Source organism: Desulfosporosinus metallidurans (assembly GCF_001936615.1).
Taxonomy (GTDB): Bacteria; Bacillota; Desulfitobacteriia; order Desulfitobacteriales; family Desulfitobacteriaceae; genus Desulfosporosinus; species Desulfosporosinus metallidurans.
Map to the genome: position 1 here is coordinate 17167 of NZ_MLBF01000041.1, position 25272 is coordinate 42438.

Annotated in this window: 32 protein-coding genes and 3 pseudogenes; 9 read left to right on the plus strand and 26 right to left on the minus strand. The window is 41.9% G+C overall.

What is annotated here, in order from left to right; translation table 11 throughout:
• From DSOL_RS18945 to DSOL_RS30135, 8 genes are all read right to left on the minus strand, one after another.
• Positions 1-1083: a hydrogenase large subunit gene (locus DSOL_RS18945; protein ID WP_075366375.1), complete on the minus strand. Its 1083-nt coding sequence runs from the start codon at positions 1081-1083 to the stop codon at positions 1-3.
• Positions 1076-1615: an NADH-quinone oxidoreductase subunit C gene (locus DSOL_RS18950; protein WP_235838896.1), complete on the minus strand. Its 540-nt coding sequence runs from the start codon at positions 1613-1615 to the stop codon at positions 1076-1078. Before DSOL_RS18950 ends, DSOL_RS18945 begins: the two co-directional genes overlap by 8 nt.
• Positions 1591-2124 carry a 4Fe-4S dicluster domain-containing protein gene (locus DSOL_RS18955; protein WP_075366377.1) on the minus strand — a complete coding sequence of 178 codons (534 nt, stop codon included), beginning with the start codon at positions 2122-2124 and terminating at the stop codon, positions 1591-1593. The genes DSOL_RS18950 and DSOL_RS18955 overlap by 25 nt, the downstream gene beginning before the upstream one ends.
• An 11-nt stretch (positions 2125-2135) precedes the next feature.
• Complete coding sequence (locus tag DSOL_RS18960; protein WP_075366378.1) at positions 2136-2570, minus strand: NADH-quinone oxidoreductase subunit B family protein; 435 nt, start codon at positions 2568-2570, stop codon at positions 2136-2138.
• 31 nt (positions 2571-2601) lie between these two features.
• The gene (locus tag DSOL_RS18965) at positions 2602-3573 is read right to left on the minus strand and encodes a respiratory chain complex I subunit 1 family protein (RefSeq protein ID WP_075366379.1); all 972 of its coding nucleotides are present in this window, start codon (positions 3571-3573) and stop codon (positions 2602-2604) included.
• Positions 3566-7378 carry a proton-conducting transporter transmembrane domain-containing protein gene (locus tag DSOL_RS18970; RefSeq protein ID WP_083642762.1) on the minus strand — a complete coding sequence of 1271 codons (3813 nt, stop codon included), beginning with the start codon at positions 7376-7378 and terminating at the stop codon, positions 3566-3568. The genes DSOL_RS18965 and DSOL_RS18970 overlap by 8 nt, the downstream gene beginning before the upstream one ends.
• Positions 7379-7456: 78 nt before the next feature.
• Entirely contained in the window at positions 7457-8122 is a 666-nt protein-coding gene (gene hypB, locus DSOL_RS18975) for a hydrogenase nickel incorporation protein HypB (RefSeq protein WP_075366380.1), read from the minus strand.
• Positions 8119-8346 carry a hydrogenase/urease maturation nickel metallochaperone HypA gene (locus tag DSOL_RS30135; protein WP_075366381.1) on the minus strand — a complete coding sequence of 76 codons (228 nt, stop codon included), beginning with the start codon at positions 8344-8346 and terminating at the stop codon, positions 8119-8121. The genes hypB and DSOL_RS30135 overlap by 4 nt, the downstream gene beginning before the upstream one ends.
• Before the next feature lie 11 nt (positions 8347-8357).
• On the opposite strand from DSOL_RS30135, the pseudogene DSOL_RS26840 reads away from it, so the two are divergent.
• Positions 8358-8748, plus strand: a pseudogene (locus DSOL_RS26840) (IS110 family transposase); the annotation flags it as partial.
• A 644-nt stretch (positions 8749-9392) separates the two neighbouring features.
• Here DSOL_RS26840 and DSOL_RS29055 read toward each other — a convergent pair.
• From DSOL_RS29055 to DSOL_RS19040, 10 genes are all read right to left on the minus strand, one after another.
• Positions 9393-9653: a hypothetical protein gene (locus tag DSOL_RS29055; RefSeq protein ID WP_075366383.1), complete on the minus strand. Its 261-nt coding sequence runs from the start codon at positions 9651-9653 to the stop codon at positions 9393-9395.
• Entirely contained in the window at positions 9650-9928 is a 279-nt protein-coding gene (locus DSOL_RS29060; RefSeq protein WP_235838897.1) for a hypothetical protein, read from the minus strand. The genes DSOL_RS29055 and DSOL_RS29060 overlap by 4 nt, the downstream gene beginning before the upstream one ends.
• 223 nt (positions 9929-10151) lie before the next feature.
• Positions 10152-10640, minus strand: a complete 489-nt coding sequence (locus DSOL_RS19000; RefSeq protein ID WP_075366384.1) for a PIN domain-containing protein — start codon at positions 10638-10640, stop codon at positions 10152-10154.
• The gene (locus DSOL_RS19005) at positions 10637-10933 is read right to left on the minus strand and encodes a UPF0175 family protein (RefSeq protein WP_075366385.1); all 297 of its coding nucleotides are present in this window, start codon (positions 10931-10933) and stop codon (positions 10637-10639) included. Before DSOL_RS19005 ends, DSOL_RS19000 begins: the two co-directional genes overlap by 4 nt.
• 103 nt (positions 10934-11036) lie before the next feature.
• Positions 11037-11402 carry a hypothetical protein gene (locus tag DSOL_RS19010; protein ID WP_075366386.1) on the minus strand — a complete coding sequence of 122 codons (366 nt, stop codon included), beginning with the start codon at positions 11400-11402 and terminating at the stop codon, positions 11037-11039.
• A 100-nt stretch (positions 11403-11502) separates the two neighbouring features.
• Positions 11503-11682, minus strand: a complete 180-nt coding sequence (locus DSOL_RS19015) for a BRO family protein (RefSeq protein ID WP_075366387.1) — start codon at positions 11680-11682, stop codon at positions 11503-11505.
• 91 nt (positions 11683-11773) lie between these two features.
• Positions 11774-12046: a hypothetical protein gene (locus tag DSOL_RS19020; RefSeq protein WP_075366388.1), complete on the minus strand. Its 273-nt coding sequence runs from the start codon at positions 12044-12046 to the stop codon at positions 11774-11776.
• Between the two features lie 358 nt (positions 12047-12404).
• Positions 12405-13436: a DUF7309 domain-containing protein gene (locus DSOL_RS19025; RefSeq protein WP_075366389.1), complete on the minus strand. Its 1032-nt coding sequence runs from the start codon at positions 13434-13436 to the stop codon at positions 12405-12407.
• A 297-nt stretch (positions 13437-13733) separates the two neighbouring features.
• Positions 13734-14204, minus strand: coding sequence for a UPF0158 family protein (locus DSOL_RS19030; RefSeq protein WP_075366406.1), 471 nt, complete (start codon positions 14202-14204; stop codon positions 13734-13736).
• 668 nt (positions 14205-14872) lie between these two features.
• A complete protein-coding gene (locus tag DSOL_RS19040) occupies positions 14873-14989 on the minus strand; it encodes a LysR family transcriptional regulator (protein WP_235838899.1) in 117 nt (38 codons plus the stop codon).
• A 212-nt stretch (positions 14990-15201) separates the two neighbouring features.
• Between DSOL_RS19040 and DSOL_RS26850 the strand changes: the two are divergent.
• The 8 genes and pseudogenes from DSOL_RS26850 (at position 15202) to nrfD (ending at position 21938) form a co-directional block, all read left to right on the plus strand.
• Positions 15202-15923 (plus strand): annotated as a pseudogene (locus DSOL_RS26850) (SLAC1 family transporter).
• A gap of 227 nt (positions 15924-16150) precedes the next feature.
• The gene (locus DSOL_RS19055; protein WP_075366393.1) at positions 16151-17326 is read left to right on the plus strand and encodes an SAM-dependent methyltransferase; all 1176 of its coding nucleotides are present in this window, start codon (positions 16151-16153) and stop codon (positions 17324-17326) included.
• A gap of 479 nt (positions 17327-17805) precedes the next feature.
• Positions 17806-19626, plus strand: coding sequence for an FAD-dependent oxidoreductase (locus DSOL_RS19060; RefSeq protein WP_075366394.1), 1821 nt, complete (start codon positions 17806-17808; stop codon positions 19624-19626).
• A gap of 141 nt (positions 19627-19767) precedes the next feature.
• Positions 19768-20121 (plus strand): chromate transporter, encoded by a 354-nt coding sequence (locus DSOL_RS19065; RefSeq protein WP_075366395.1) that lies wholly within the window; start codon positions 19768-19770, stop codon positions 20119-20121.
• 9 nt (positions 20122-20130) lie between these two features.
• Entirely contained in the window at positions 20131-20541 is a 411-nt protein-coding gene (locus DSOL_RS19070) for a chromate transporter (protein WP_075366396.1), read from the plus strand.
• Entirely contained in the window at positions 20542-20775 is a 234-nt protein-coding gene (locus tag DSOL_RS30140) for a transposase zinc-binding domain-containing protein (RefSeq protein WP_083642764.1), read from the plus strand.
• A 325-nt stretch (positions 20776-21100) separates the two neighbouring features.
• The gene (locus tag DSOL_RS19080; protein ID WP_075366397.1) at positions 21101-21301 is read left to right on the plus strand and encodes a hypothetical protein; all 201 of its coding nucleotides are present in this window, start codon (positions 21101-21103) and stop codon (positions 21299-21301) included.
• A gap of 217 nt (positions 21302-21518) precedes the next feature.
• Positions 21519-21938 (plus strand): NrfD/PsrC family molybdoenzyme membrane anchor subunit, encoded by a 420-nt coding sequence (nrfD, locus tag DSOL_RS19085; RefSeq protein WP_075366398.1) that lies wholly within the window; start codon positions 21519-21521, stop codon positions 21936-21938.
• Positions 21939-22104: 166 nt separating this feature from the next.
• On the opposite strand, the gene DSOL_RS19090 is transcribed toward nrfD, so the two are convergent.
• The 8 genes and pseudogenes from DSOL_RS19090 to DSOL_RS19120 all read right to left on the minus strand — a co-directional run bounded on the left by DSOL_RS19090 (position 22105) and on the right by DSOL_RS19120 (position 25263).
• Positions 22105-22473 carry a rhodanese-like domain-containing protein gene (locus DSOL_RS19090; protein ID WP_075366399.1) on the minus strand — a complete coding sequence of 123 codons (369 nt, stop codon included), beginning with the start codon at positions 22471-22473 and terminating at the stop codon, positions 22105-22107.
• Between the two features lie 202 nt (positions 22474-22675).
• Positions 22676-22879: pseudogene (locus tag DSOL_RS29065) on the minus strand (glutaredoxin family protein); the annotation flags it as partial.
• A gap of 141 nt (positions 22880-23020) precedes the next feature.
• Positions 23021-23392 carry a DUF1634 domain-containing protein gene (locus tag DSOL_RS19100; RefSeq protein WP_075366400.1) on the minus strand — a complete coding sequence of 124 codons (372 nt, stop codon included), beginning with the start codon at positions 23390-23392 and terminating at the stop codon, positions 23021-23023.
• A gap of 8 nt (positions 23393-23400) precedes the next feature.
• Positions 23401-23730, minus strand: a complete 330-nt coding sequence (locus DSOL_RS19105; RefSeq protein ID WP_345788405.1) for a TSUP family transporter — start codon at positions 23728-23730, stop codon at positions 23401-23403.
• Complete coding sequence (locus DSOL_RS29780) at positions 23675-24088, minus strand: thioredoxin domain-containing protein (RefSeq protein WP_139314533.1); 414 nt, start codon at positions 24086-24088, stop codon at positions 23675-23677. Before DSOL_RS29780 ends, DSOL_RS19105 begins: the two co-directional genes overlap by 56 nt.
• Before the next feature lie 68 nt (positions 24089-24156).
• Positions 24157-24342, minus strand: coding sequence for a hypothetical protein (locus DSOL_RS19110; protein WP_075366402.1), 186 nt, complete (start codon positions 24340-24342; stop codon positions 24157-24159).
• Complete coding sequence (locus DSOL_RS19115) at positions 24329-25018, minus strand: response regulator transcription factor (RefSeq protein ID WP_075366403.1); 690 nt, start codon at positions 25016-25018, stop codon at positions 24329-24331. The genes DSOL_RS19110 and DSOL_RS19115 overlap by 14 nt, the downstream gene beginning before the upstream one ends.
• A gap of 77 nt (positions 25019-25095) precedes the next feature.
• Entirely contained in the window at positions 25096-25263 is a 168-nt protein-coding gene (locus DSOL_RS19120; protein ID WP_083642769.1) for a peroxiredoxin family protein, read from the minus strand.
• Positions 25264-25272 lie beyond the last annotated feature (9 nt).

Below are 25272 nucleotides of genomic sequence, written 5' to 3' on the forward strand. Positions count from 1 at the left end.
CTACCTTTCAGTGCACGAAATACATGGGTCAATGCTCCCTACTATTACCGGGATATCGGCCAGCTTACATCCTGGCATCATAACCTGCAACGCTTCCCAGTTCATGTAGGTGGGGACTCTCCATTTGATGCGCTCGGGAATATCGGAACTGTTGGTTTTGACAAAATAAAGTAATTCGCCACGGGGGGCTTCTGACTTGGCAACTGCTTCACCGGCTGGAATAACGGGTAAATGATCGGGACAGGTGGGGCCTTCTGGCATTAATTTGACAGCTTGCTCAATAATACTGATGCTTTGGCCAATCTCTTTGAGTCGTACCAAGGCCCGAGCATGCACATCACCGCTTGTTTCGGTAATTACATCAAAGTCCAAGTAGTTATATGCGGCATAAGGGTTTTCTTTGCGGACATCATAAGCTACATCCGAGCCCCTGGCTACCGGGCCGACAACTCCATACTCTATGACTTTATCTCGAGGCAAGACCCCAACCCCTTCGGTACGTAACCGGATTAACTTATTAGTCATGAACAATTTAATGATTTCCTTCAGAGGCTTTTTGAGCTTTTGTAGATTGGTCGTTAAATATTTAACTTGCTCTGCCGTTAGATCGTATTTAACACCACCGATACAATTGGCCGCCAGATCCATGCGATTACCATACAGGGTTTCTTTGACGTCTTGCATAATCTCCCGGATTTGCATGATGTGCATGAATAACGAATCAAATCCTATGATATGAGCCAGCATCCCCGCATTAAACAGGTTGGAACCAATTCTTTTAATTTCATCGGCGACCACTCGCAAGAATTCTGCTCGCACCGGCACCTCAATCCGGGCGATTTTTTCTAAAGCCATACAGTAAGTGAAGGGATGATTATTGGAACACAGGGAACAAACTCTTTCAGTCAGCGTAATATTTTGATAGATATTGCGCTGCATGGTCAAAAACTCCATCCCCCGGTGTACGTGACCGGCAGTAATGTCGACACCCTTTACCGTCTCGCCTTCCACTGCCAATTTAAAATAAATTGGCTCTTCTAACACCACATGGATCGGACCTATGGGCACAGTATAACTACTCATCCTTACCCATCCCTTCTTTTGGAGAACCCATGACCTTTTCCCATAAGGTTGTGCTGGTAGCTCCGCTCATAGCCATGGACAACGGCACCATAGTATCTTCTGTTAGGTTAATGCTGTCGTCTAAAAACAACCTTTGGGGATTTGGATGCCCTTCAACTGTGACGTGATACATTTCCTGCATTTCTCGTTCGTTCCAATCAGCACTTTTTAAAACAGGCGTTATGGACTTCACTTTATGCAATCCATCCTTGAGAGCGATTGTACTGGTGATGGTTACACCACGAATATCAAAGTGATACGCTATACTTAATTTCTTTGGAGTATCCTCCTCACCGTGTAAATAAGGCGTAATTGTAATTACCCTACCTCTAAAGGCAGCTACTAATAGAGCTACTTGGTGAATCATTTCCGGATCAGGTAGATAACAGTGCCCCCAAATCGCCTTCTTGGTGTCTTCTTCCCAAATCATGCTCACATCAGAGCCAAAGGTTTTATACATCTGAGTATCTATCTCTTTGATTCTTCCGTCCAACGCTTATTTACCCCGCTTTCCGTTGAGATTTGACGACGACAGCCTTCACATAGGTTTTCAAAAGCTTTAGTCGGACCTTCTAGATCTCCGTAAACTCTCGATAGTAATTCCTTTACAACCGGCACCATGGGTTGGCCACACCGCCGACAGGCCACATATTTAATAAACCCAGTTTCAACATAGTTATATTTATCTGCTTGTCTGTGGGCTGTATGAAAATCTGTCGTCAGGCGAATGGCTTTGGTCGGGCAATAATGTTGACACAAACCGCAAAAGGCGCAGGTATTATGCCAAAGGGTAAAATTCAACCCGCTTTTATCCTCAGCCTCAGTAATTCGAATGGCTCCACCGGCACAAACATGCTCACACATCCTACAGGCCACACAAGCCTGCGGATTATACTTGATCTTTCCTCTTAAACCGTCAGGGGTAAAGGTATCCCCAAAGGGATACGGGTCGGTAGCAGGACCCTTACGAAGGTTACGCAAAATAATTTTTAAAAACGACATGAAATCCTCCCCTACACGCGCTGTTTCCAGATTTCCACGGCCTCTAGAATACCATCAATTATGGCCTGGGGCCGGGGTGGACAACCAGGTACATTTACATCTACGGGTATATATTGATCCAAAGGCCCTTCTATAGCATAGCTATCGCGGAACACTCCGCCCGATATAGGGCAAATCCCTATTGCCACCACAACTTTGGGATTGGGAATCTCGTCATAAACCCGTAAAACTTTTTCTTTAACCCGAGCCGTTAAGGGACCGGTAATTAACACGATATCGGCATGCTTTGGGCTACCACAATACTTACATCCCAGTCTTTCTAAGTCGTAACGGGGAATGCAAGCTGTTGTGACTAATTCCACATCGCAACCATTACAGGAACCGGCATTGATTCGATAAAGCCACGGCGATTTTTGGACGATCTTTTGTAAAGTTGACTTATACACCCTAGTCGCCTCCTCCCTCCAGAAATTGTGCCTAAGCCCGACCTGTAAGCGTCAATATTAAACTGATAGCAGCAAGCCCAGTAGGCAAAAACAGGTAAAACTTAAAAGCTTGATCAATCCGTAACCTGCCTGTAGATGTTCGTACCAAAGTAATAGCAAAAATCATGAGTAAACAGATTTTAAATACAAACCACAACAGGTTACCAAACTTGCCAAAGGGCAGTATTGCGGGAAAAAACAATGCAACAGCAATAGCTAAAACAATATATAGCTTCATTGCGTTCATAGCTTTGAAAAAGGCCAGTCCAATCCCCGAATACTCAAGAATAGGTCCTTCAACTATTTCCGTTTCGGCTTCTGGAATATCAAATGGTACCACCCCGATGGTTCCAGGTATATAGCATAAAAGTGCCATTACCGCGGGCAGTAGGGTCAAATCACCGATTAGGGAACCATTGCCCAACTGATAATTGACTATTTCACTCAGTGAAAAGCTGACTGTAATTCCTTGCAATATACCTACTTTTAAGGCCAGAGTTAGAAATACGATAACTAGTGGAATTTCATAAGCCATCACCATCATCATTTCCCGCGAAAATCCGATTGCTCCAAAGGGGGAAGAAGACGCTGAGCCAGCAAGCATCAAGGCCAATGCTGGAATGGTCAACAAATAGAGCAGAATCAACAGATTGTTTACCTGACTCAACCCGTTATACACCCCCGGAATGGGTATTAACACGGCGGTTGCGAACATTCCCACGAATCCTAAGATAGGAGCCAGCTGAAAAGCTGTTTTGTGGGCAGTTCTTGGGATCATCAATTCTTTATAGCAAAGCTTCACCATATCAATAAAAGGTTGATATAGCGGGGGGCCTACCCTGCGCTGCAGCCGAGCTGCTACCTTGCGATCAACCCCCAATAGCACCAGCCCTATGATCAGGGCAAAGAGCCCGCCTGGAAAGACTACCGTATTAAAAATGAGTATTAACGTATCTTTAAGCATCCCCCTGCCCCCTATCCTGGCCAAATAAGAGTTTCAAACCGACTAACTCGCTTTTTATCAATTGTTTAGGTGTTTCATAGAGGTGATGGGAAGAAACTTGCAACTCTTCTGGTTTTAAATCAACATTCCCGCACGTATAAACTTCAGTGTATCTGACCTTCCGGCTATAAGCTGAATAAACCGCCATACTGATTAACCCTCCTACCAATAAGAGGATTACCAAGATACCAAAAGACCACAATCCATTAGCTGAATACAGGTTAAATAGATTGGGATCGATTGCCGGTTGTCCAATCTCCCTTTGAATTTTGGCAATAAAGCTTAAGGGTAAACCAGGTACTACCCCAAATAATATACATAAGCCGGCTAAAACAACCATCGGCGCTAACATAGTAGCGGGAACTTCCCGAACCTGGCTCAACTTCTCAGGTAACTGCCCGAAAAAGGCCGAGTGCAAGAATTTTACAAAAGATGCCATGGTTAAAACACTGGCGATTAAAGAGATGAGTGCCAGACTAGTTTCTCCCTGCTCCATGGCAGCCTGGTAAATCAACCATTTGGAGACAAAACCACTAAAGGGAGGGATTCCGGCAATGGAGAAAGCACCGATAGCAAAAACCAGAGTAGTGACGGGCATTTTCTTAGCCAGTCCCCCAACCTCATCTAAACTCTTGAACCCGGTACGATAAATGATGGCCCCTGCACCCAGGAACAGGAGGTTTTTAAAGAACATGTGATTGACCAGGTGCAAAAGCCCTCCGGCGACGCCTAAAGCCGTTCCTAAACTAACACCTAAAACAATGTAACCCATCTGGCTCACGGTGTGGTAAATCAGAAGCTTCTTCATATCACTTTGGAGCAAGGCCATGGCTACGGCCCAAAGTATCGTTAATCCACCAACCCAAGCCATGGCTTCCCTTATTTCAATCCCCAGCATGCCGCTCAATTTAGCGATTAAGGATACACCAATCGTGGCATAAAGCAGTTTCATAATCCCAAAGGGGGCACTCTTTAAAAGAACTGAGGAGATATATCCACTCACCGGAGTAGGCGCTGCGGGTGGGTGCATCTGGTAATCGATGCGAAAAGGCAGCATGGCTGCTTTCATGAGAAAGCCAGCAGTGATCAACAGAAGGGCCACTGTCAACTGAGCCGGCGACATAGTGGCCGCCCGCTCCCCCAGTAAACTAAACTCGAAGGTTCCTGTGGCAACACTAAGGATTAGAACTCCAAAGAGCATCAGGGTTGCTCCTGCATAGTTAAAAATGAAATATTTAAATCCTTCCCGGAGGGCCTCCCTGGTTTCTTCATGCACAATGGTAAAATATAAGGCCCAGCTGCTCATGATTTCCCAGAAACCAAAAAAGCTGAATAAGTCTTTACTTAAGGCAACCCCGATCAATCCACCAATCATGGTCAGGAAAAAGAAGTAAAACCGGTTTTGGGCATGGCTGTGGTCCATATACCCCACTGAATAGAGAAGGTTTAACACACCAACAAAAGCAATTAATAAGGCAAAGCTTACCGACAATACTGAGGCATTGCCATTAGAAACCAGTAAGCTGATAGTTGTAGTTACCAAAGTTGCTACTCCAAACCAACCGCCCCATTTTGGACTGTATCTCCCCGCCAAATAAGCTAATGCTCCACCGACCATCGGGATTACCACCGCTAAAGGCCAGGTTATCGTTAGGTTGGGTATGGAAGTTGTCGGCATATGGCTAGCCCAAGCCACGGTATCAGCTGCAGGTTTAATTAGGCTTAAGGCATATTGCGGGAATAAACCATTAAAAACTACCAGGACAGCTAAACCTGCCAAGGGAAGCAACATGGCCTTCGGACTTTCGGAAACGGCTGGGCCATCATATTCTTCAAAATACATGGTTTTGATCAAGCGCAAATAATAAAAGCATCCGATAAAGCCACCTAAAAGAATCACACCGGCGTATAGCCACTGCCCGGTTTCAATCAAACCATACAGCATCATGAATTTGCTCACAAAACCGGCAAAAGGCGGTAACCCCATAATGCCCAGGATCCCGATGCTAAAACACAAGGAGGTTACGGGCATCTGCTTGCCGATCCCTTTTAGTTTGCTGATTTCCTGGCTCTTCACCCGGAATATCATCGAACCAATGGCTAAAAATAGTAAGTTTTTCATGACGGCATGATTTAAAACGTGACTCAAACCACCCACCAGACTCAAGTAATTGGCACTCCCCAAGGCAATTACAATTTCCCCAACTTGAGCCATGGTAGAATAGGCTAGCATTTTTTTTACGTCTGTCTGTTGTATGGCTTTTAAGTCACCATACAACAAAGTTGCAGCGCCCAAGAAAGCCATTAAGGAACCAAATTTGAAGTCTCCCAGTAGGTCAGTTTTGGAGAGTAATGCCACTCCAAACACCATAAAGATCAGCTTTAAAACCCCGTAAATGCCTATCTTAGTCAGTATCCCGGACATGGGAGCCGAAATGGAGGAAGGAGCTACCGGGTGAGCCGCCGGCAACCAGCTATGCACCGGTACTAAGCCTATTTTGATGCCAAAACCTAGTAAGAAGCCTAACGCCAAAGCTAATACTAAGGTTGGAGGTAACTTATCAGCATTTTTGGCAATTACATTTAAGCTAATGCTACCCACCTGAATCTGCAGGGCAAAAGCCGCAATCAGCAATGCATAGGCTCCAGCGGTACACATCATAAAGTATTTATAGCCGGCCTCCAAGGCTTCTTTGGTTTGCTCATGAATAACTAAAAAGTAGGAGGAGCAGGTCATTAATTCCCAGAACGCATAAAAGTTACCCAAGTGGTTAGTGGTTGTTATACCAATTAGACTAGCCTGCATAATCATCAGGAAGAAGAAATATCTGTCCGAAAAGCGCTTATTTTTAAAGTACGCCGTTGAATAAAGGGTTACTAATAAACATACAAAAGTCATGAGTAGGGCAAAAAGCCTAGATAGCCCATCAAGATCATTCGTTTGCCACACCAGCACAACACTTACTACGGAAATAACTACAGCCACTATATTTCTTAATGAAGCAGAAGTCTTACCAAGGATATAGACAATAAAACCACCTAAATAGGGGATTAAAACCAACCACGACCAGTGTGATTCCAGTTTAGCCAGGGTTTCAAAGTTAATATCATAAATTAAACTTAGTACGTTGTTAGCCATCAAGTGCATGATTGGCTCTTGAAATAAAGTAAGCAACACAGTTACCAGACCGGTTCCCAATAACAGCAGTTTGGTTGGGCGTGATGTTTGTTGTTGCTCTGAACTCTCACCCAGGCAAAGCATGTGAAAAATCTTTAAGAAGCATCCTGCTTCTATCAAACTTGCCAATACAACTAGAACAGCTAGAAGGTAATGCTCAGTACTCACTGCGGAATAAATAATCAAAAGTTTACTCATGGAGCCTTTAAATGGCGAGATCCCCATGGCCGAAAACAAACTGAAACCAAAAATAGTAGCCACAAAGAACTGCTTACTACCCAAACCTGTTAAATCTTTAGTGTTGGGTGAATTCCCTAACCTAATCAACTGCATTGCCGCCAAATACATTACAAACCTGACAATCAATTGATACAGGAAATGAAAACCTGCCCCTACTATTCCATTACTGTCTCCTAAACCAAGACCCACAAATACAAGACCCATTTCTGCCACTGCGGATAGAATAATAAATTCCCTAATCCGATGAAGGCGTGAGGCTGCATAAACCTTACCCAGCAATAGTATCAGTACACCTATCACTGTTAAGCTTGTGATTGTGGAAGTATTCACAAAATTACCTAAGCTCACCCGTTAACTCTCCTTCCTTTCGCTAACCCTTAATGTATGTTCTGATTTTACCACCGGCACGAATTTGTTTATGTCTACTTAATGACGCTCCCTTAGTACGACACGCTCTACTATACGCCGGGTCCAATCCTCAACGCCCCGATCTTTGGATGCCGAAACGTAAAAAATCTCCAGACCGTGATTAAGACCCTTAACATCATGCTCTAATTCTTGAACGCTAAAATCGGTATAAGGAAGAAGATCCATCTTGTTCAAAACCAACATTCCTGCTTCCTGAAACATCAAAGGATATTTAAGAATTTTATCATTACCTTCCGTGGTACTTAAGACCACGACGCGCAAATCTTCCCCAAGGTCAAACTCAGCTGGGCAGACCAAATTACCCACGTTTTCCACAATAATCAAGTCTAAGTTTGCAAGGTCCAGACTATCCAGGGCTTGGTAAATCATCCGGGCATCCAGATGGCAGGCACCATTCGTATTAAGCTGAACCGCAGGAATCCCCTGCGCCGAAATCCGATCTGCATCACGGGTTGTCGCAATATCACCCTCGATAACAGCAACTCTTAGCTGTAGTTTAAACCATTTTAAAGATGCCTCCAAAAGTGTCGTTTTTCCCGCCCCTGGGGAACTCATAATATTTAATAAATAAATATTGTTTGCTTGGCATAACGTACGGATTTCTTGCGCCGCCTGCTCATTGCGTGCTAGTAGTGGCGTTCCTAATTCAACTTTAATAGTCATTCCGCCGCGATCTCCTCTCCTTGGTAATGCTCAATATATAGCTCCCGCCCAGAAAGGACCTCAGCCCGTAGATCTTCGCAAGACGGACAAATGAACCAATATTTATCAGTGATAGTAAAACCATTCCCACAAGCTTGACATTGACAGGTAGTTTCTCTTTCTTCAATTTCCAATCTGGCATCAGCTCTGAATAAGGGTTCCATTTTTAAGGAATCAAAAGTCATTGCCAATGCACTCACCTAGAGCTCTTCGTGAAGCTGACACCGATGTTCTCACTCTGTTAATCTCTAAAACCAGTCGTAAGAGCTCCGAGTGGGCCTCTAACAAGGTGGCGCTGCTTCGTGACTGTGCTCAGCTTGCTTCTTCTATGCCCAGTGAATTCTCATTGCTTGATACTAAGATCAAGTTTCATATCGATGGGATAGAACACATGCAGATAAGCTTAAATAGATTTCTACACGTCAAAATGCGTCAGCAAGAAGAAAAAGGTGGCTCTCGTGGCCGTCATGCACAAACTTCTCCACTACATCTTTGCTGTTCTTCGTGATCAAAAGTCCTTTGAAAAGAGAAAACCTGAAGATCATCAATCTTGGAGAAAAACGATTGCTTTTGTAATTGGACTTTAACAGTTCCACTTTCAAATTATAAAATAAAAGAAATAAGAAAACCGTCAGGATTCTGATGGTTTTCTTATTTCTTTTTACAATTCTTTTAGTTTTCTTCCATACAATTTTGTAAGCAGATAGCCAATATCATGACAGCCGTTGAAAATGGATTTTTTCAGGAATCCTTCAAGACTCGCATGACGGAACTGGAGAAAGAAAAACAGTCCTTGGAAATATCCCTACAGCAACTGAGTATTAAGAATAGACCACCTTGAAGTAACATTCAATGTGGCCTTTTCTTTTGAGCAGAAAAATAAAAACTACTCATTCAAGACATCTGTTGAAATATCCAATCTTTTAAAGACTTACAGAAAGGCTGCTGGAATGTAACTCATAATCATACAAAATCATTGACGTAGTAGTACGGTAGTAGTAAAAATAAATGCTTAGAAATATCTCCAAATGAAGCATTGGAATTGCTCTTTGTAGAGATATGCAAACATTTGATTTGTGGGGAGGATATAGCCCTTTCGATAGCCCCAATAATTTGGAAGATCCCTCTTGTTGGAGAGTTGAGTGAGTATCAAATTAATTTAGCAGAAATCTTTCGTCACGTTAGTTTTGCCGGGCAAGAGAAAGGCCTTTATGGTGTTTTCATAACATTGCTATTCATCCAGCATTAATTTGGTTTTTGACTTTTTTAGTTTCTTTATCTGTTCCCTCTCAATTTCTGTGATACTACGGGTTGGTGCGGGCATATCTTCCGGCAATGTGCCTCCTACTCGTTTGATTGTTCCCCGCACCTCACTTCCTACAATGAAGTGCACTTCATTTGCCGCATCAGCAGTGGAAATTTCATCTTTTTTAAGTTTTTCTTCTGTTTGAGATATTCTGAATAGGTTGGCTATCAGTTCTGTGCTACTCATAAAATCAAGAATTTTTCATTCTCTTTAAGATCTATTTTAGCGAGCATTTGATTCCATTGCTTAACATCTCCGCGCACAACAAGCCGTTTATTATCTTCATCAAGCTGGTTGAAATAGTCCGCAACCTCTTGCCGCCTAGTTTGAATTGCAAAATAAGTCTGCCCAAGTGCTATTACTTCCTTTCGAGGATCACCGTTTTGTACAATAAGGTAACAAGCATATCGAGTAAGTTTAAAATCTAATACGGGCTTTGAAGATACACCGGCTTCAACCATTTTGCTGACCTCAGCAAAATAGTCGTCAATGTCATAAAATAAATGACCTCCCGCAACATTTCCGATAATTGCAGATGGTCAGCTATGCATAAAACGATCTTCATTTATTAAGATAGAGTCGTCGTCGTTATTACCAAAGTTTTTTATAATGCTGCGCATTGTCCGTCAGCCCAGCTGCACAGGCGGGAGAGTAAAGGATAAAAAATAAATTCGCAGTTCCTGCTTAATTTAAATCATCAAGTATTCTTTGTAGCAGGGTAGGCGATATTCTAAAATCTACATTCATTAGCTTTGCTATATCGGATTTAAAATCTTTGATTATACCCTTTTTATAAGCGATTCTCAGTATGCCAAGAGTACCTATGCTGTTTAAATCAAATTGTTCTGCTTTGTTTCGTGCGTGGAGATCATCAAGAATGACTTCCTTTATACCAAGTTCTGATGCTCCAATAATAACTTGAACTTCTCCAGGATGCAAACGACCTGAAAGAGCCTTTACCGCCAACTCATTCTGTACATTGAACTGGATAATTTGCCCTTTTGTAACAAAATGAGCAATCTGCGAAGCGGCATCATCAGTTTTGTGTGACAGCACAGTTTCCTCATATACAGCATAAGGAATGTATATCTTATTGAATATCTGGGTTAGTACATCCAGCCTGCCTATCTTACTCAGAAATATCAGCGGGCTGGAATTTGATACAATATTCATACACTGGGCCTCTCGCTTTCGTGATTGGACATAAATTTCAGGTCATCTTCATACATTTCCTCTGTATATTCAACAGCAGGAATATTCAAATGGTTAAGGATATTGATAAATTCTGATAAAGACTTGCCTGCAAGTTGGGCTGCCTTTCCAAGGCTTATATCTTTGGATACGAAAAGACCTATGGATAGGTTGAGTTTTAGTTTATCCTCAAGGGTTTTGCCCTCTATATGCAGTGAGTTTATCTCCAATAACACATCCTCAGGCAGATACATGTTGACCGCTATCTGATTCATAATTTTTCACCATCCCTTCACCTTTTTTTAATCATTCCACAATTTGCATTATTTTTATCATAAATAATTCAATTCTATGTGCTGCTCATTGTGATGGTGCAAGTCACTGATTATTTCCATTATAACACAATTCAAACTGGAACAAGTATGAAAAATGGCTGAACAATTTTAATACAGCTACTTTAGGACTGTTCTCCAAGAATTGCGATCGGCATGACCATTCCCCTGTTTCCTGATCAATCTGACGGATGCCTACCTGCTTGACACTCATTCTCACACTTCCAAGGCCAAGCGGTTTGGCCCTTCCTATTTTGTGGGCGCAGTCAGGATCATCAAAGGTCAGGGACCAGCGCAGCCGGTTCAATTCTTCCTTAGTGATATTCTCAAAATAAACACGAAACTTGAAAACCGTGGGTTCATTTTTCTCTTCTCCCCGTTTTGCCCTTAAAGACCGGATTCTCTGCTTCATCTCTGTAGGCTTCATTATTATTTACATACTTTTCCCATGCATGCACTCGGCTTGGGCTCACCCATTTCGGGCAGGGTCATTTCCGGCCAATAACATTCTTTCATGTGATTTTGATCCGGCGGGTTTTTTTTACTTTGTCTATTATTTTTGCAAAATTCCTCCATTGTGCATATTCAAGCACGGAAGCAAGGTCTCGAACATACCAAAACTCGGAACCATCTTCTGAAATATGTTTTATACTCTCAAAACTTGCATATTCTTTAGCATCTAAGTTTGGCATACTTCTGCGCCCCCTCAAAGGCCCAGCCATCCATTATCCAATTTATTATTTCTTAACTTGAATTATTCTAACCTACGGAATCCTGTACCCCTTATTCATTTATAAGTTTGGTTGATCCAATGGTTAAATTAAAATTATTTTCATGCTCTGTAATCACATAATCAACAACAAACCTTCTATCATTCTTAAAAAGAGTATCTTTCCTAAAAATCAAATAATCATAGATTTCATTAAACTCATCCTCTATTTGTTTATCCTTGACTAATCTTTTTATAATGCTATCTTTTTGTTTTTCTCTATCCTCCATTGGAAATAATGATATGTTCCAAACCAGAATCCCAAATTGTATCATGCTTTTATTCATTTCATTATTATCAATTCTTTCAGATAGAGGTTTAATAAAACGCGATAAAAAGAAAAAGACGTTTATTCGATGTCACTACGTCTAAAAAATCTACGAACTCCCTCTCCCCACTTCCACCCGGTTTAGTCTTTTGAATTTCCAAGAAACCAAAACTCCCGATTCCCTCAGTACCCTTATTCCGACCTTACCCGAGACACCCAATCCACCAACATTTCAAGAAAGCCGCAGGGTGTTTGTACTGCTTAATATGTAGCGGTGGAACAGGTGGTCAAGGTATTATTGCTGACCAGTCTTCTGGATTCCCTTGGCATGGATGCATAAGAGATTATGATTGCTGCTCGTGAAGAATTTTCCCTCTTCACCGCTCGCTGTCATGGGTGTCCACAAACTGATCAAACACTCCGTTGCGAAATTCCTCGGCATATTCAAGTTGTTCAACCATCTCAATCGGTAACCCAAGCTGTTTGCACACATCCAAGTAAAGATAATAGGTTTCCACTCTTGCTACAAGTAACTTAGTTGGCATATTTTGTTCGATAAAGTCTACGAGCCTATTTATACACTTGTATCCTTCTTCCTGAATGTCCTTCATCATTTCGAAGGAAACGACCAGACCGCTGTGATGGTCGAGGAGTACACCTACTTTCGGGAAGTAGGGCCTATCGTTTTCTCTGACTGGAGTTGGAACATAAAAAGTATCCGCTTCTAATATCAGATTTTGCTTGGGTTTAAAGGTTTTAAGTTTTTTAAGCCGGATTTCATCCTGGATATGGAAGGAAACGAACTCCGGCTCGTCAGGCTCTGCCGTTATATATTGGTCTACCCATTCCCCAGATTTCAGGCAAACTCTTATTAAGAAAGTAAAAGGTGTTTCATGATCTAGAATCTCCTTGCCGTTCCGACAACACAAAGCCACCTCCAGAGCTTGTCTCAAAATATGTGTAAGAAAACGGCATTGGGTCGCACTGAGAAACCAGGGTGCAAAACCCGGCTCGTGATATCTGAAAAGCGGCCATTCATTTCTACCACGGAATTTCAACCCCATTTCTTTGATATTTTTTAAATCTTCCGCCGATAGGAGTGATCTGTCTTCAAAAGAACACATCAGGCACTTTTGGATAAACATGCTTTCGGAACTCTCTGTGTCGATTTCTCCGGAAAGCAGTCCAAGTATCCCACTTAAGCCTTCAGTACCGAGATATCCAGCAACAGCAAAATGCTCTCCACCATTGCCCATGATGCAGCAATAGGCAGTTTCCCTAGTTTCAGGGTCTACCACCCCAAAAATATCATCGTCATACATCCATTCCCAACAGGCCGAGCGTTTGAAATCTACTGCGGCTTGGTATAAAGAGTTCCATTCTTCTCTGGTCGGTTTTGCTTGGTTCACGTTGCTTTTCTCCTTCCTGTAGGACACTCAGAACGATCATTTGCAATTTAAAGATTACTAAACCACAAGTTATAATCATGAACCAATTGATAGTTCTTGCTGTCCTTTTCGACTAATTCCAGCAGGCATAGGAAAACATATATTGTTTTCGGCCTTTTCGTGCTTTTCAACTATGCGTATAAATCAAAAACACCGTCTACCCCTGTAACCTTAAGAATATATCTCTATTATTTGATCGGCTTAAGTGATCTTGGCGCACTGTCAGACTTCGGAGAACGAAGTTCTCATCGCAACAACTTATTTATAGTCAATTTCATGAAATTCGCACCATTCGCGGACAATTTCACATAATGTCTCATATTTGTACGAATCCCATTCTTTTTCTATCCCATGCTTAATGATCACATCTCTGAAGCGACGAAACGCGCCTTTACCATCAATTGAGTAACACAGCTTATTTCGCAGTTTGTCATCTTCTTGAGAATAACAAAAGTTTTCCATAATCCGATATTCGTTAACTTCTTCCCGATCGGGTAGTTCAAGATAATCGCCCCAGTTATCCACCACGTCCACTGCCTCGCGAATAGCATCCTGCTCCCAGTCCTCATATTCACTAAAATCATCATCATCTTCGGATTCTTCGGCAATGCTTAAATACTCCATTTGGATTTCGACGATATCACCTGTCTTTTTGTTCAAATAATGGTTCCATCCATCCATGATGCAATCCAGTCTATCGACAATTTCTTTCAAGCTGACTGGCTTCATATCTTGATCACCTTTTCCTTTCCCTAACTTGCCTGCAACCCTACACATATTATAACCCACTGAAACCATTTAGAGAATTCTTAAAAGGCTGTTCCTTGGTTCGTATTCTCCACCTCACCTAAGACACCCAATCCAACAACATTCTTTTAAGGCCGCCGGGTGTTTGTACTGCTTTATTGAGAACGTTACTAAAATGGGACTAACTGACTACCCCCTTGAAATATTTTAGTCGCAACAGTCGTGCCCTTGTGATACTCTTTTCACCGTATTTCTTATTAACTAAATCAATGACCTTGGTGAGAGTATCATTATCCCTTTGCGGCTCAAAAATAAGATACACCGGTTTCAACCATTTTGCTGACCTTAACAAAATTGTCGTCAATGCAACCCGCAAATAATTGGATCGTTTTAGTTCGCCACTCCTATTGGCAAATAAATATATGAAAACGACCTTGTCAATGATAAACTTTCTGGATTGACTAACTTTAAGGTGTTCAAAGAAAGCTCTTTACGAACAGTCCAATTGGAAAGAACCGAAATGCCCAATCCGGGCTTCTTTAATAATTTGAATACTCCCCAATTCAAGAACTCTTCAAGGGCCTTTTCTGCTACTTTCCTGGTTCCCGATCCCTTTTCCCTTAAAATCCATGTTTACGTTGCTAGTTCCTCTACATATGCTGTGTAACTGCTGGTTGAGTAATATGCAGAACAATGGCTGCCCGTGTAAAACTTTTTTCTTCTGCTACCGTTACAAACGTAAGGAGACGATGGTCCAAATTTATCACCTTCTTCAAAAGACATGACTCCCTTAATTTTTACAGTATTTTGGGACACACACACTATTGATAAGATATCCTTATTTATCAGATAATAACTAATGATTTTACTTATACTATTTTAAGTTTTATGCTTTGGATAGTCAAATAATTAAGAGGTGATTTATGCGCGTGATGATTTCCGCCATCCATCACGCGCCATATTTTATGGTGCTCTAGCTATGGCTATCAATGTAGTCGGAAACGCTTACTTTCTTGTTGGAACCCATCTTTTGCCTTTTGATCAGGCCTTGGTCATCAGCAAATCTTTATGGTTAATTGGAGTTGCTGTTTCTTGTTTTTCTGTCATTACCATCCCATTTTTGTTATTTGTTAAACACGAGGTAAAGCCAGAGGATGCTTCAGCCAGTTGGTTGATCCCCGTCGTTCCACCCATTGTGCTGCAGCAACTGGTGTAAATTTGCTGCCTTATGTCGGTTCTCTGCAAATACCCATGACTTTTTTCATTATTGCCCTGTTTGGAGTTACTTTCTTTTTATTTATTATGGTGAGCGGTCTGGTCTATTTCCGTCTTGTCTATCATAGCCACTTATCTGGGCAAACAGTACCGAGTTTATGGGTAGAAATCGGCCCGATCGGTATGGCCATGTCTACCTTATATACCATGCTCCACTTACGCAAATCCGGCGAAGGAATCTCCTTCGATTTAGGTTGGTGGAGTTATGTGTTTCCTATTGGAAGCTTTACTAGTGGAACTTATGCTTTAGAAAAACTTACTGGAAGCAATTTTTTTGCAGTTGCAAGTACCGTACAACTAAGTATTTTATGGATATGCTTTATCATTGTCATTTGGAATACCTCCTCAGGAATTATAAATGGAAAACTTTTGAAAAGCAGAATTCCACTTTCCGAGACACGCCATTTATCTTTAATAAACAAATGATTCCAGTGCATTAACGCTTTATCGTCTACGTTTGCTTACGCAAATTTTGCTTAACCTGCTCTCGCTGCAATATTGCTTTTGCTTTTCTGCAGCGAGAGCAGGTTAGTAAAGCGTTTATACAAGAGTTTATACCCTTCTTCCGCCATCGGTGCCATTAAAATTATGGCATCGATGCTATATTTAGTTTAGGTGATGGGGAATGATTAAGAAGAAAGGTGGTAGGTTTAATGAATGTTGACAAACTATTTTATGAAAATCTTTTCGAGGGTCTATTTTCTGATCCCTGCCAGGTGGAATTCTGGGATGGAGATATCAACCAGTTTGGTGAAGGGGATACGAAGTTCCGAATCATTTTGCGTGAACCTATTCCCAAGTCAGAGATCATCGGGGATTCTTCCCTAGCTTTTGGCGAAGCGTATATGCAGGATAAACTCGAAATCGAAGGAAGTGTCCGGGAGGTCATCGAATCTCTCTATAAGAACCAAGAAAGCTTTTTGCATAAAAACCCGTCCTATCTGAAGTTGGTGAAATTTATTTCCAATGGCGTTAGAAAAAGCAAAGAAAATGCTCAATATCATTATGACATTGGCAATGATTTTTACCGTTTATGGCTTGATGACACGTTAACCTATTCTTGTGCTTATTTTAAATCTCCAGAGGATAATTTACTTCAGGCTCAGAAAAATAAAGTAGATCATATTCTGCGCAAACTTAATCTTCAAAAAGAGCAGCGTTTGCTGGATATTGGCTGCGGTTGGGGCGAATTAATCCTTACTGCCGCTCAAAAATACCATGTTAAAGCCCTAGGAATCACGCATAGCCAGGAGCAGTATGAGCATGTTAGGAGCCGTATTGAGCATGAACATTTAAAGGATTGGGTTGATGTGCAACTGTTGGATTATCGTGAGATTAAAAACCAGGTCTTTGATCGGATCGTTAGCGTAGGAATGCTTGAGCATGTTGGAAAAGAACATTTGGGCGAATATTTTGCCACTGTCCAGAAATTACTGGTCGATGGCGGAATTTCTCTGCTTCACTCCATCACAGGACGAGACGAAAAGGGCACAAATTCTTGGATTAATAAGTACATTTTTCCTGGGGGCTATATTCCTATGGTCTCTGAACTGATTCGTCAGATGGAAAGTCACGATTTTTACTTACTTGATGTCGAAAGCCTGAGAAGTCATTATACCCGTACTTTAGAACATTGGGCCCAGAACTTTGAACAGGCCTTGCCTTTGATTCGCGAGAGCAAAGATGAATCCTTTATCCGTATGTGGCGCCTCTATCTTCAATCGTCTGCTGCCTCCTTTAACTGTGGGAACCTTGACCTACACCAGTTTTTATTCAGCAAGGGTCCCAATAACCACTTACCATGGACCCGCGATTATATCTATAACTAGACTCCATATGTTTGGCAAGTATAAAATACTGAATTCGGCAGCCATTTTATGCATAGCCCTTGCCAACGATAAATCATATTTGGATAGTTTTCACCGTAGCATAAGCAAACGATCAGTTTCATAGCCACCATCGGTGGAGGGTTACGGCGCTGGACCGAAGAAACATTTGTCCTCTAGCTTGTCACATGAGCTGTTGTCCATGAGATCGGAGCATTGATTATCTTTTGCATTTTCTTCCTCTCTTGTTTGCTGATTATTGTAAATCTAGCTCTCGATTAAGGTTGGCCCTAATTCTATATCTCTACTCGTTAAAGCTAATACGGGCCTAAATCCAGTACAAACTTCGTAAAAGCGTTGAAGAAAGCACAGAGGAATTACCGAAGATAGGTCCTAACGGAAGTAAGATAAAGAACCCCACGGTAAACTAGTTAATTGAATAACAAGTTTTAGTGTTAAAATTAAACTATGAGGTGATATAAATGTTATTTAACGAAGGAAAAATAGGAAATATCAATTTAAAAAACCGATTGGTTATGTTGCCCACGGTAACAAATCTTGCACAAGATGGATTTGTTACCAATAGAGAAATAGAATACTATAACAGGAGATCAAAGGATGTATCATTGGTCATAGTAGGAGCAAGTTACGTAAATATTTTTGGCAAATTTTTTAAAAATCAACTTGGAATAGACAGCGATGAAAAGATTGACGGACTTAAAAAGTTAGCAAATATAATCCATCAAAATGGGGCAAAAGCGGGAATACAGCTTGCCATGCATAATCCAAAATTTAAGCCTGCAGATTTTTCAAGAGAAGAGGTACAGGGGTTTATAGAAGATTTTGCGAAGGCAGCCGTGAGGGCAAAAAAGGCCGGTTTTGACATGGTAGAGCTTCATTTTGCCCATGGATGGTTTGTTAATCAATTTTTATCACCAGATGTAAACAAAAGGGCAGATGAATATGGCAGAAGTTTTGAAGGAAGGGCTAAGTTTGCTCTGGAGATACTGCGCAAAGTTAAGACTTATGTCCCTGATCTAGCGGTCATATGCAGGATCAATGCCGACGATTTTACAGGTGGAGGATTTAATATCGAAGAAAGTGTTGAATTTGCAAAAATGCTTGAAGCAAACGGTGCCAACGGGTTTGACCTTTCCGCGGGTGTGGGTTCCACGTCGGAATACCATATATCGCCGATGAGTGTAGAGGACATGCCTTTATTGAATCTTGTAAAGAGGATAAAAAACAATGTCGGCATACCCGTGATAGCGGCCAACAAGCTTGGGTTTGCAGAAAACTGGGAACAAATATTACAGGATAATGCGGCCGACTTTATAGGAATAGCCAGGGGCCTTATTGGCGATCCTGATTGCGTTGTAAAGCTTAAAAAGGGAAACGGCAATGACATAAGATATTGCATACACTGTAATCAGGCATGTATAGCATATATCTTAAAGGGGCTTCCCGTCTCCTGTATGATAAACCCGGAGGTGGGAAGAGAGAAAGAATTTGAAGTTAAAACAGATCATCCATTAGACATCGCGGTGATAGGCGGTGGCCCGGCGGGTATGGCCGCGGCCGTGTATCTTGCGAAAAAAGGTCATAGAGTCGAGTTGTTTGAAAAAAGTAATAAACTTGGTGGTCAGTTGAATATAGCAAAAATACCGCCGCATAAAGGAGAAATAGGCAGGGTTGTAGAGTATTTAGAGAGAGAACTAAGAAAAAATAATATCGCCGTACACTTGAACAGGAACGTAACAGTTGAAGAAATAAAAAATATGCCTTTTGACAAAGTTGTGATTGCAGCCGGTTCTGTTCCCAGGAAAATCAATGGGGATATGGACATAGTCTCCTATCAAGCCTTCGATGTTTTGTCCGGCGATTTGCCGGAGGACACAGGTATTATCGTAATTGGCGGCGGCCTTACAGGCCTTGAAACCGCCGAATTACTTGCGGAAAAAGGCAAAAGTGTGACCGTGCTGGAGGCAAAAGATGAAGTAGGGGATGGAGTATTTCCGATGGTAAGGAAGCTCCTTTTAAACAGGCTCAAAAAACTGAATGTGAGCATCATTACGAAGGCCACAATAAACCATATATCGGATAAAAAATTATCATATAATGTGGATGAAATCGAAAAAGTAATCGAATTTGACGATATTGTTATAGCAATAGGGAATAACCCGAATAAGACCTTCAATGAATTAAAAGGCAATGATAAGTACAGCTTTATAGGCGATTGCAATGTAATGGCAACGGCCGTCGAAGCCATAAGAGATGGAGCCGATCTTTCATTGAAATTATGACGATTCGTTACTCGAGATCGTTACAGAAAAGCAAAACAAAGGACACAAATTCCTCGCTACGGATATCATGGGGGATTCCAGTGATTATGATCTAGCCTAGGCTAAAAGGATGGGGAGTTTAATGACGGAGGAGTAAAAACCATGGTGTTAGCCACTGCTGCTCTTATTCTTCCTTCATTCTTAATTATTGTCCTTCTGTCCGGACTTTTTTTAACTTGGGAAGGTAACCACTTGGTACGCGGGGCAATGGCAGGTTTAACAGCAGGAGTGGTTGGATTGATGTTAGCTGTGGTGTGGGCGCTTGTTAAAAAGTTCCCTCGCCGCTGGTATTATTATATGAGTACCAGCTGTGCCCTTTTAGCAAGTCTCTACTTAAAGCTTAATCCTATTTGGCTAGTGTTGCTGGGGGGGGGACAGGAGCGGTCAAGGTATTGGTTCAAAGAATTTGTGTTAAATCAAGACCTTGAAACACAACTTACCTCTGAAAGGATGTAGACGTTAATCATGAAAATCTTAGCAGTCCTGGCATTTTCTTTTTTAAAAGTGGGCCTTTTTAGCTTTGGCGGAGGTTTTGCCATGATTTCTTTAATGCAGAACTTAGCTGTTGGGAAAAACCATTGGCTTACAAATTCGCAGTTTTCAGCGGCCATTGCTTTGGGTCAAGTAACTCCCGGACCAATATCAATCAGTGCTACATTTATTGGGTACAAAGTCGCGGGATTGCTAGGTGCATTCATTTCTACGATTGCAGTCTTTTTACCATCATTGGGTGCAATGTATCTTTTAGAAAAGTTTTATCTTAAAATCAGGGGAAACCAATTTACTCAGTCTATCATGCATGGTGTACTGCCAGTTATTGTCGCTCTTATTTTAAGTGTTGCATTTTCATTGGGCAAAGAGAACATTTTACGATAGATTTTTCTCGATAAACATAGGCATTGGAAAACGTTCGTAGGGAAATATGGAGAAATTGTACGATCCATCGTTATAAAACAGGTGGAGAAATTTCACAGATGCGGGGATCCAAAACATGGATTCAAACTTCTGGTCTGTGAAACTTGCCATGATGTAAGGCTTGTGCCATTTCGTTGTAAAGGACGGTTTGCACAACTTGTTCTAGTGGCGAAACAGAGGAATGGAGCTGAATGATCGCTGAAGGGGTCATACAAGTCAATCATCGTCATGTCATCTTTACCATCGACGAAGGTCTAAGAGCAATCTTCTAGATGCATCGAGAACTCTTAAAAGACCTCATGGATGAATCAGTAAAGATTGCGACATGTGCGGTTAGACGAACCAATAATATTAATTCTGCATTTCGCAAATAAATCATCAAAATGTAATATATTAACATAATTGTCATTGTGTTACCGAATAACCTATTAAAATAATTCGGATTCATTGTTCAGCTATTTCCCAGATATATCCATAGTTTAAATATTTTCTTCATAAATTCGCCGTGTGCCCGCCGGCCTTGGCCATTGATGAAGATATCGATTTCATTCATGATTATCCGGTCCTTCTCCTAAATGGCTATAAAAACCACTGCGCTTCCAAACTGGCCGGGCAAAAGCGCAGCAAGCTCGGGGCGAAATCCCGGATGACCATTGGAAAAATGACAGAAACGGCCTGTTTTGTGACAATGGAGATACCCTTCACGGAACCTACCCAGTAGTCAAAACCCTAGGGGCTGCCCTTGTCCCCATTTTAAATACCTTAGGCCTTGACGCAGGAACCGTCACAGGGAATTTGCTTATACGCCCAAGGTTCTCCAAGAGCGCGCCGCAGCGCTCACCTATCCGTTGTAAAGATCTGGCTAAAAACTAACCGGCTTCCTCCAGAGCCTGTATAAACTGCTCACGTTTGGTAAAACGGATCTCTCCGAGGCCGCTTTGGTTAAAGATGCCAAAATTGTCAAATTCCTGTTGACACTGGGCGTGCCGCTGGCTTTGATGGTACACGGCTACACCGGGTTTATCCTCGCGGATATTCAGTCCCGGGCCCTTTGGCACACTGGCCTTATACCTCTCATCTTCCTTATGTCCGCTATGCGCATCAACTTCGTCATTGGCGGCCAGCAGATCCCGTTAAGTGGGGACACCTTGAACCCTTATACCGTGGATCTCAAGCACCTTATCTTTATCACCCTATTTACCATCGCAGAATTGACGATTCTTTACCTAGCCTTTCGGATCCTGCCGGTCTACGGCCTGCTCAAGGCCAAATCCACACCGGACCTTTACCAGAAGGCGGCCCTGTCCAAGGGTTCCTCCCATATACGGAACAAACCGTCAAAATATCACTCTTCATAGTATTGATGCCATGCGGATGTATTTGGCACGGCATCACCCGCTGAACGTGGAATTGCAAGGGACATTTGTACCCATCTAGGCAATTAATATAGCAAGCCCTGGGTGATTATCCCTGGGCTTGCTGAAAATTCATAAGATGCTACCCAACACATTAATCATACAAATACTAGTAGACCGTAGGCTTCCCTTTCTTTCTCCACGCATCCATTCCCCCTTTTAAATGAGAGACATTTTGAAATCCGAGTTGAAACAATGCTGCCGCTGCGGATTGACTTCTATGCCCGGTTTTGCAAATTAGAATCACAGGGCGATCTTTTTCTACCTTTAATGCGATTTGCTCCTCACTGCCTAATGGAAAGGACATCGCCCCATGGATATGTCCACCCTTATACTCAACCGTGGTGCGAACGTCAATCAGCGCAACTTCCGATCTATACTCATGATTTCGGATGCGTTCTTCTAGTTCATCCGGCGTCAAATCGATTAGATTTTCGGGGTAACGAAACAAGTTCAAAAGGTTCTTAAAAAAGCTCATGCATTTTACCTCCAAGACTAATTTGGCTGATGAACGCGATCACCACTCCATGCAATGCCAACACATTTCTGGGGTGAGAATCCGTTTTGCTTAAGTTTTTCCAGCTAGGTAGATTGTTTCCAATGATTGTTAGCTGCTACTAGGGGCAGAGTAATCTTCGTCCTTGGCAGAGATATAATAGGAATTGATAACAGATTTTCAACTATAGAAATATACCGGATCGGTACGATTGAAACGCCTGCTCAAACTCTGTCTGTGAAAAACCCACAAGCACCCGGTCTGCCACTTTTGTGACCGGTATCGTCATCGCATCCGTCAAAGCTCGCATTTCTTTGCGCGCTTTGGGAAATATTATATTTCTTTCTTCGAATTTAATTCCTTTACCCGCAAGGAACCGCTTAGCGCGTGCACAATGCGGTCAGAGAGGTGCCATATACATTATTACTTCAGCTTCCACTTTTCCTACCTCCCTTGTATTGAATTCAATATCCCCAATAATTAACAAATGTTATTAACGTCTTTCTGTTCCTCCTCTTTTAGGTGATTTCTACAAAGCTTTACCGAGCATAAAGCTTATTATGAGGACACAAAGGACGAATAATGTAATTACAGTATATAAATGATCTTTTTCTAAAACAAATAACAAGACTGAGGCGGCGACCCGGAAAACGGGTGTAACTATCAAAAGCAGAAGTCCCAAGCTAATAATGGCTGACGGGTTAAAGTGCATGGTTTCAGACAAGACCCCTCCCACGGTTGTGGGAAATTGATCGGTTTGATAACCGGAGCTACTCGTAGCAAAAAACAAAATCATTCCGATGACAATAACTGCAGCGGAAAGATAAACTCCCAAGCGCAAGCTGGAACTGATAAATAATTCAGCATCCAATAAGTCTTTACTGTTTGTTTCCTTACTCATTTTATAACCTAGCCTTTCCAGAGCATTGCCAGAGCGATATAAATTAAAATGGGAATAAATATGAGACGAAGGGTTTTACTGTTTAAGTATTCCATGATTTTCGTTCCTACTTGGGCGCCTATAAGAATTCCCAGAGCTACCGGTCCGGCAACCAAAGGATTGATATCTCCTCGTGAAAAATAAACCCCTGCACTGGCTGCCGCTGCCACCCCGATCATAAAATTACTGGTGGCCGTAGATACTTTCATCGGTAGCTTCATAAAAACGTCCATGCCCAATACTTTAAAAACACCGCCGCCGATTCCCAACAGTCCGGAAATAACTCCGGCACCATACATAATAACCGGGGTAAATCCCGGACACTTTGTACTCAATGTTTTGTTTAAGGGCTTTGTCATAATACTCGCTGCTAAGATGAAGGCGCTTGGCCAATGGATGCTCCTTAACGCCCGTTGGCAATTCAATCTTCTTTTGATTAATTTTGTTTATGGTATCTTTAACAAGGTTTGTTTCGTGGAAACCTTCCAGACGGTATAGCTCTATGCCACTTTCATCGACAAAAAGCGTCGTGGGATTTGTTTTAATCCGGTAATGATTAGCTTCTTCCACTTGAATTTCAACATACACTGTTTGAAAGTTCAACTCAGGAAATAAAGCAGCTACTTCTCTCAATACTGTTCCCATTGACTTTCCCATTGGACAAGCACTTAGAGTAAAAAGGATGATTTTCTTAGTTAAGGAATGATTTATGTCTATATCTCCTCTCATGCATCTGCTAAAGGAACTGTAAACCAAAAAGAATGTTCATCTTGCCGGGAAATTAAACCGACCTCCCCCCGGTGTTGGTCAATAATTTCTTTGATAATAATCGCAATGATCAGCAGATTAATCAAAATTAATTTGGCAAGAATACTTCTTCGCCCAAAAAACCAGTTTTTAAAACGCGACAAAGCGATACCCCATTCCCCTGATCGTTTCAATAATCTCACTGTCCCCGTCATATTTAAGCTTTTCCCGTAATTTGCCGATATGCACGTCGACTATTCTTTCCGTAACAATTTTTTCCTGATTCGGATAAAGTTCTTCTACAATTTGTTCTCTGGTCAAAATCTGGTTAGGATGCCTCATGAGAAAATACATCAAACGAAATTCATGGTGCGTCAAAACAATGGGTTCTCCCTTGCAATGAATTTCGCCCCTTAACGGTTTCAGAGTGAGTCCCCGGTAGGTTATTTTGCTGCAGTGCTGAGCGGTCCGCCGTAAGACTACCTCGACTCTTGTGACCAATTCCTGGGGGCTAAACGGTTTAGTGACATAATCATCCGCACCCATTCTTAATCCCTGAATACGTTCAATCTCTTCTACTTTGGCTGTCAGCATGATGATCGGAACATTGCTTTTCAAATCCGTCCGGATCGTTGTACAGACTTCTTCCCCGCTCAATCTGGGCAGCATTAAATCTAATATCACAAAACATGGGTCAAATTGTTTAAATTTTTCTAAAGCGTCTTCCCCGTTTTCTGCTTCCAAGGCCTCATACCCTTCTCTTTCCAGATATACCTTAACAAGCTGGCGGATTTTAGCATCGTCTTCTACAATTAAAACAGACTTCCCCTTAGTGTTCATGAACATACACCTCCATCCGCTCGCTATAAATCCTGAACCATTACATCTGAGCTCCGTTAACCCTTAAAACAATAGCCTTATTTTAGCGTACCCAACATCTCTTGCATCGAATCGTAGGTCATAGGTCCGACAATTTTCTCTCGAATCACTCCCTGAGTATCAATAATAAAACTGGCAGGAATCGATGATACATCGTACAACCGGGCTGCTTCCCCGTTTTCGTCCAGAAGCACTGGGAATGTAATACCGTACGC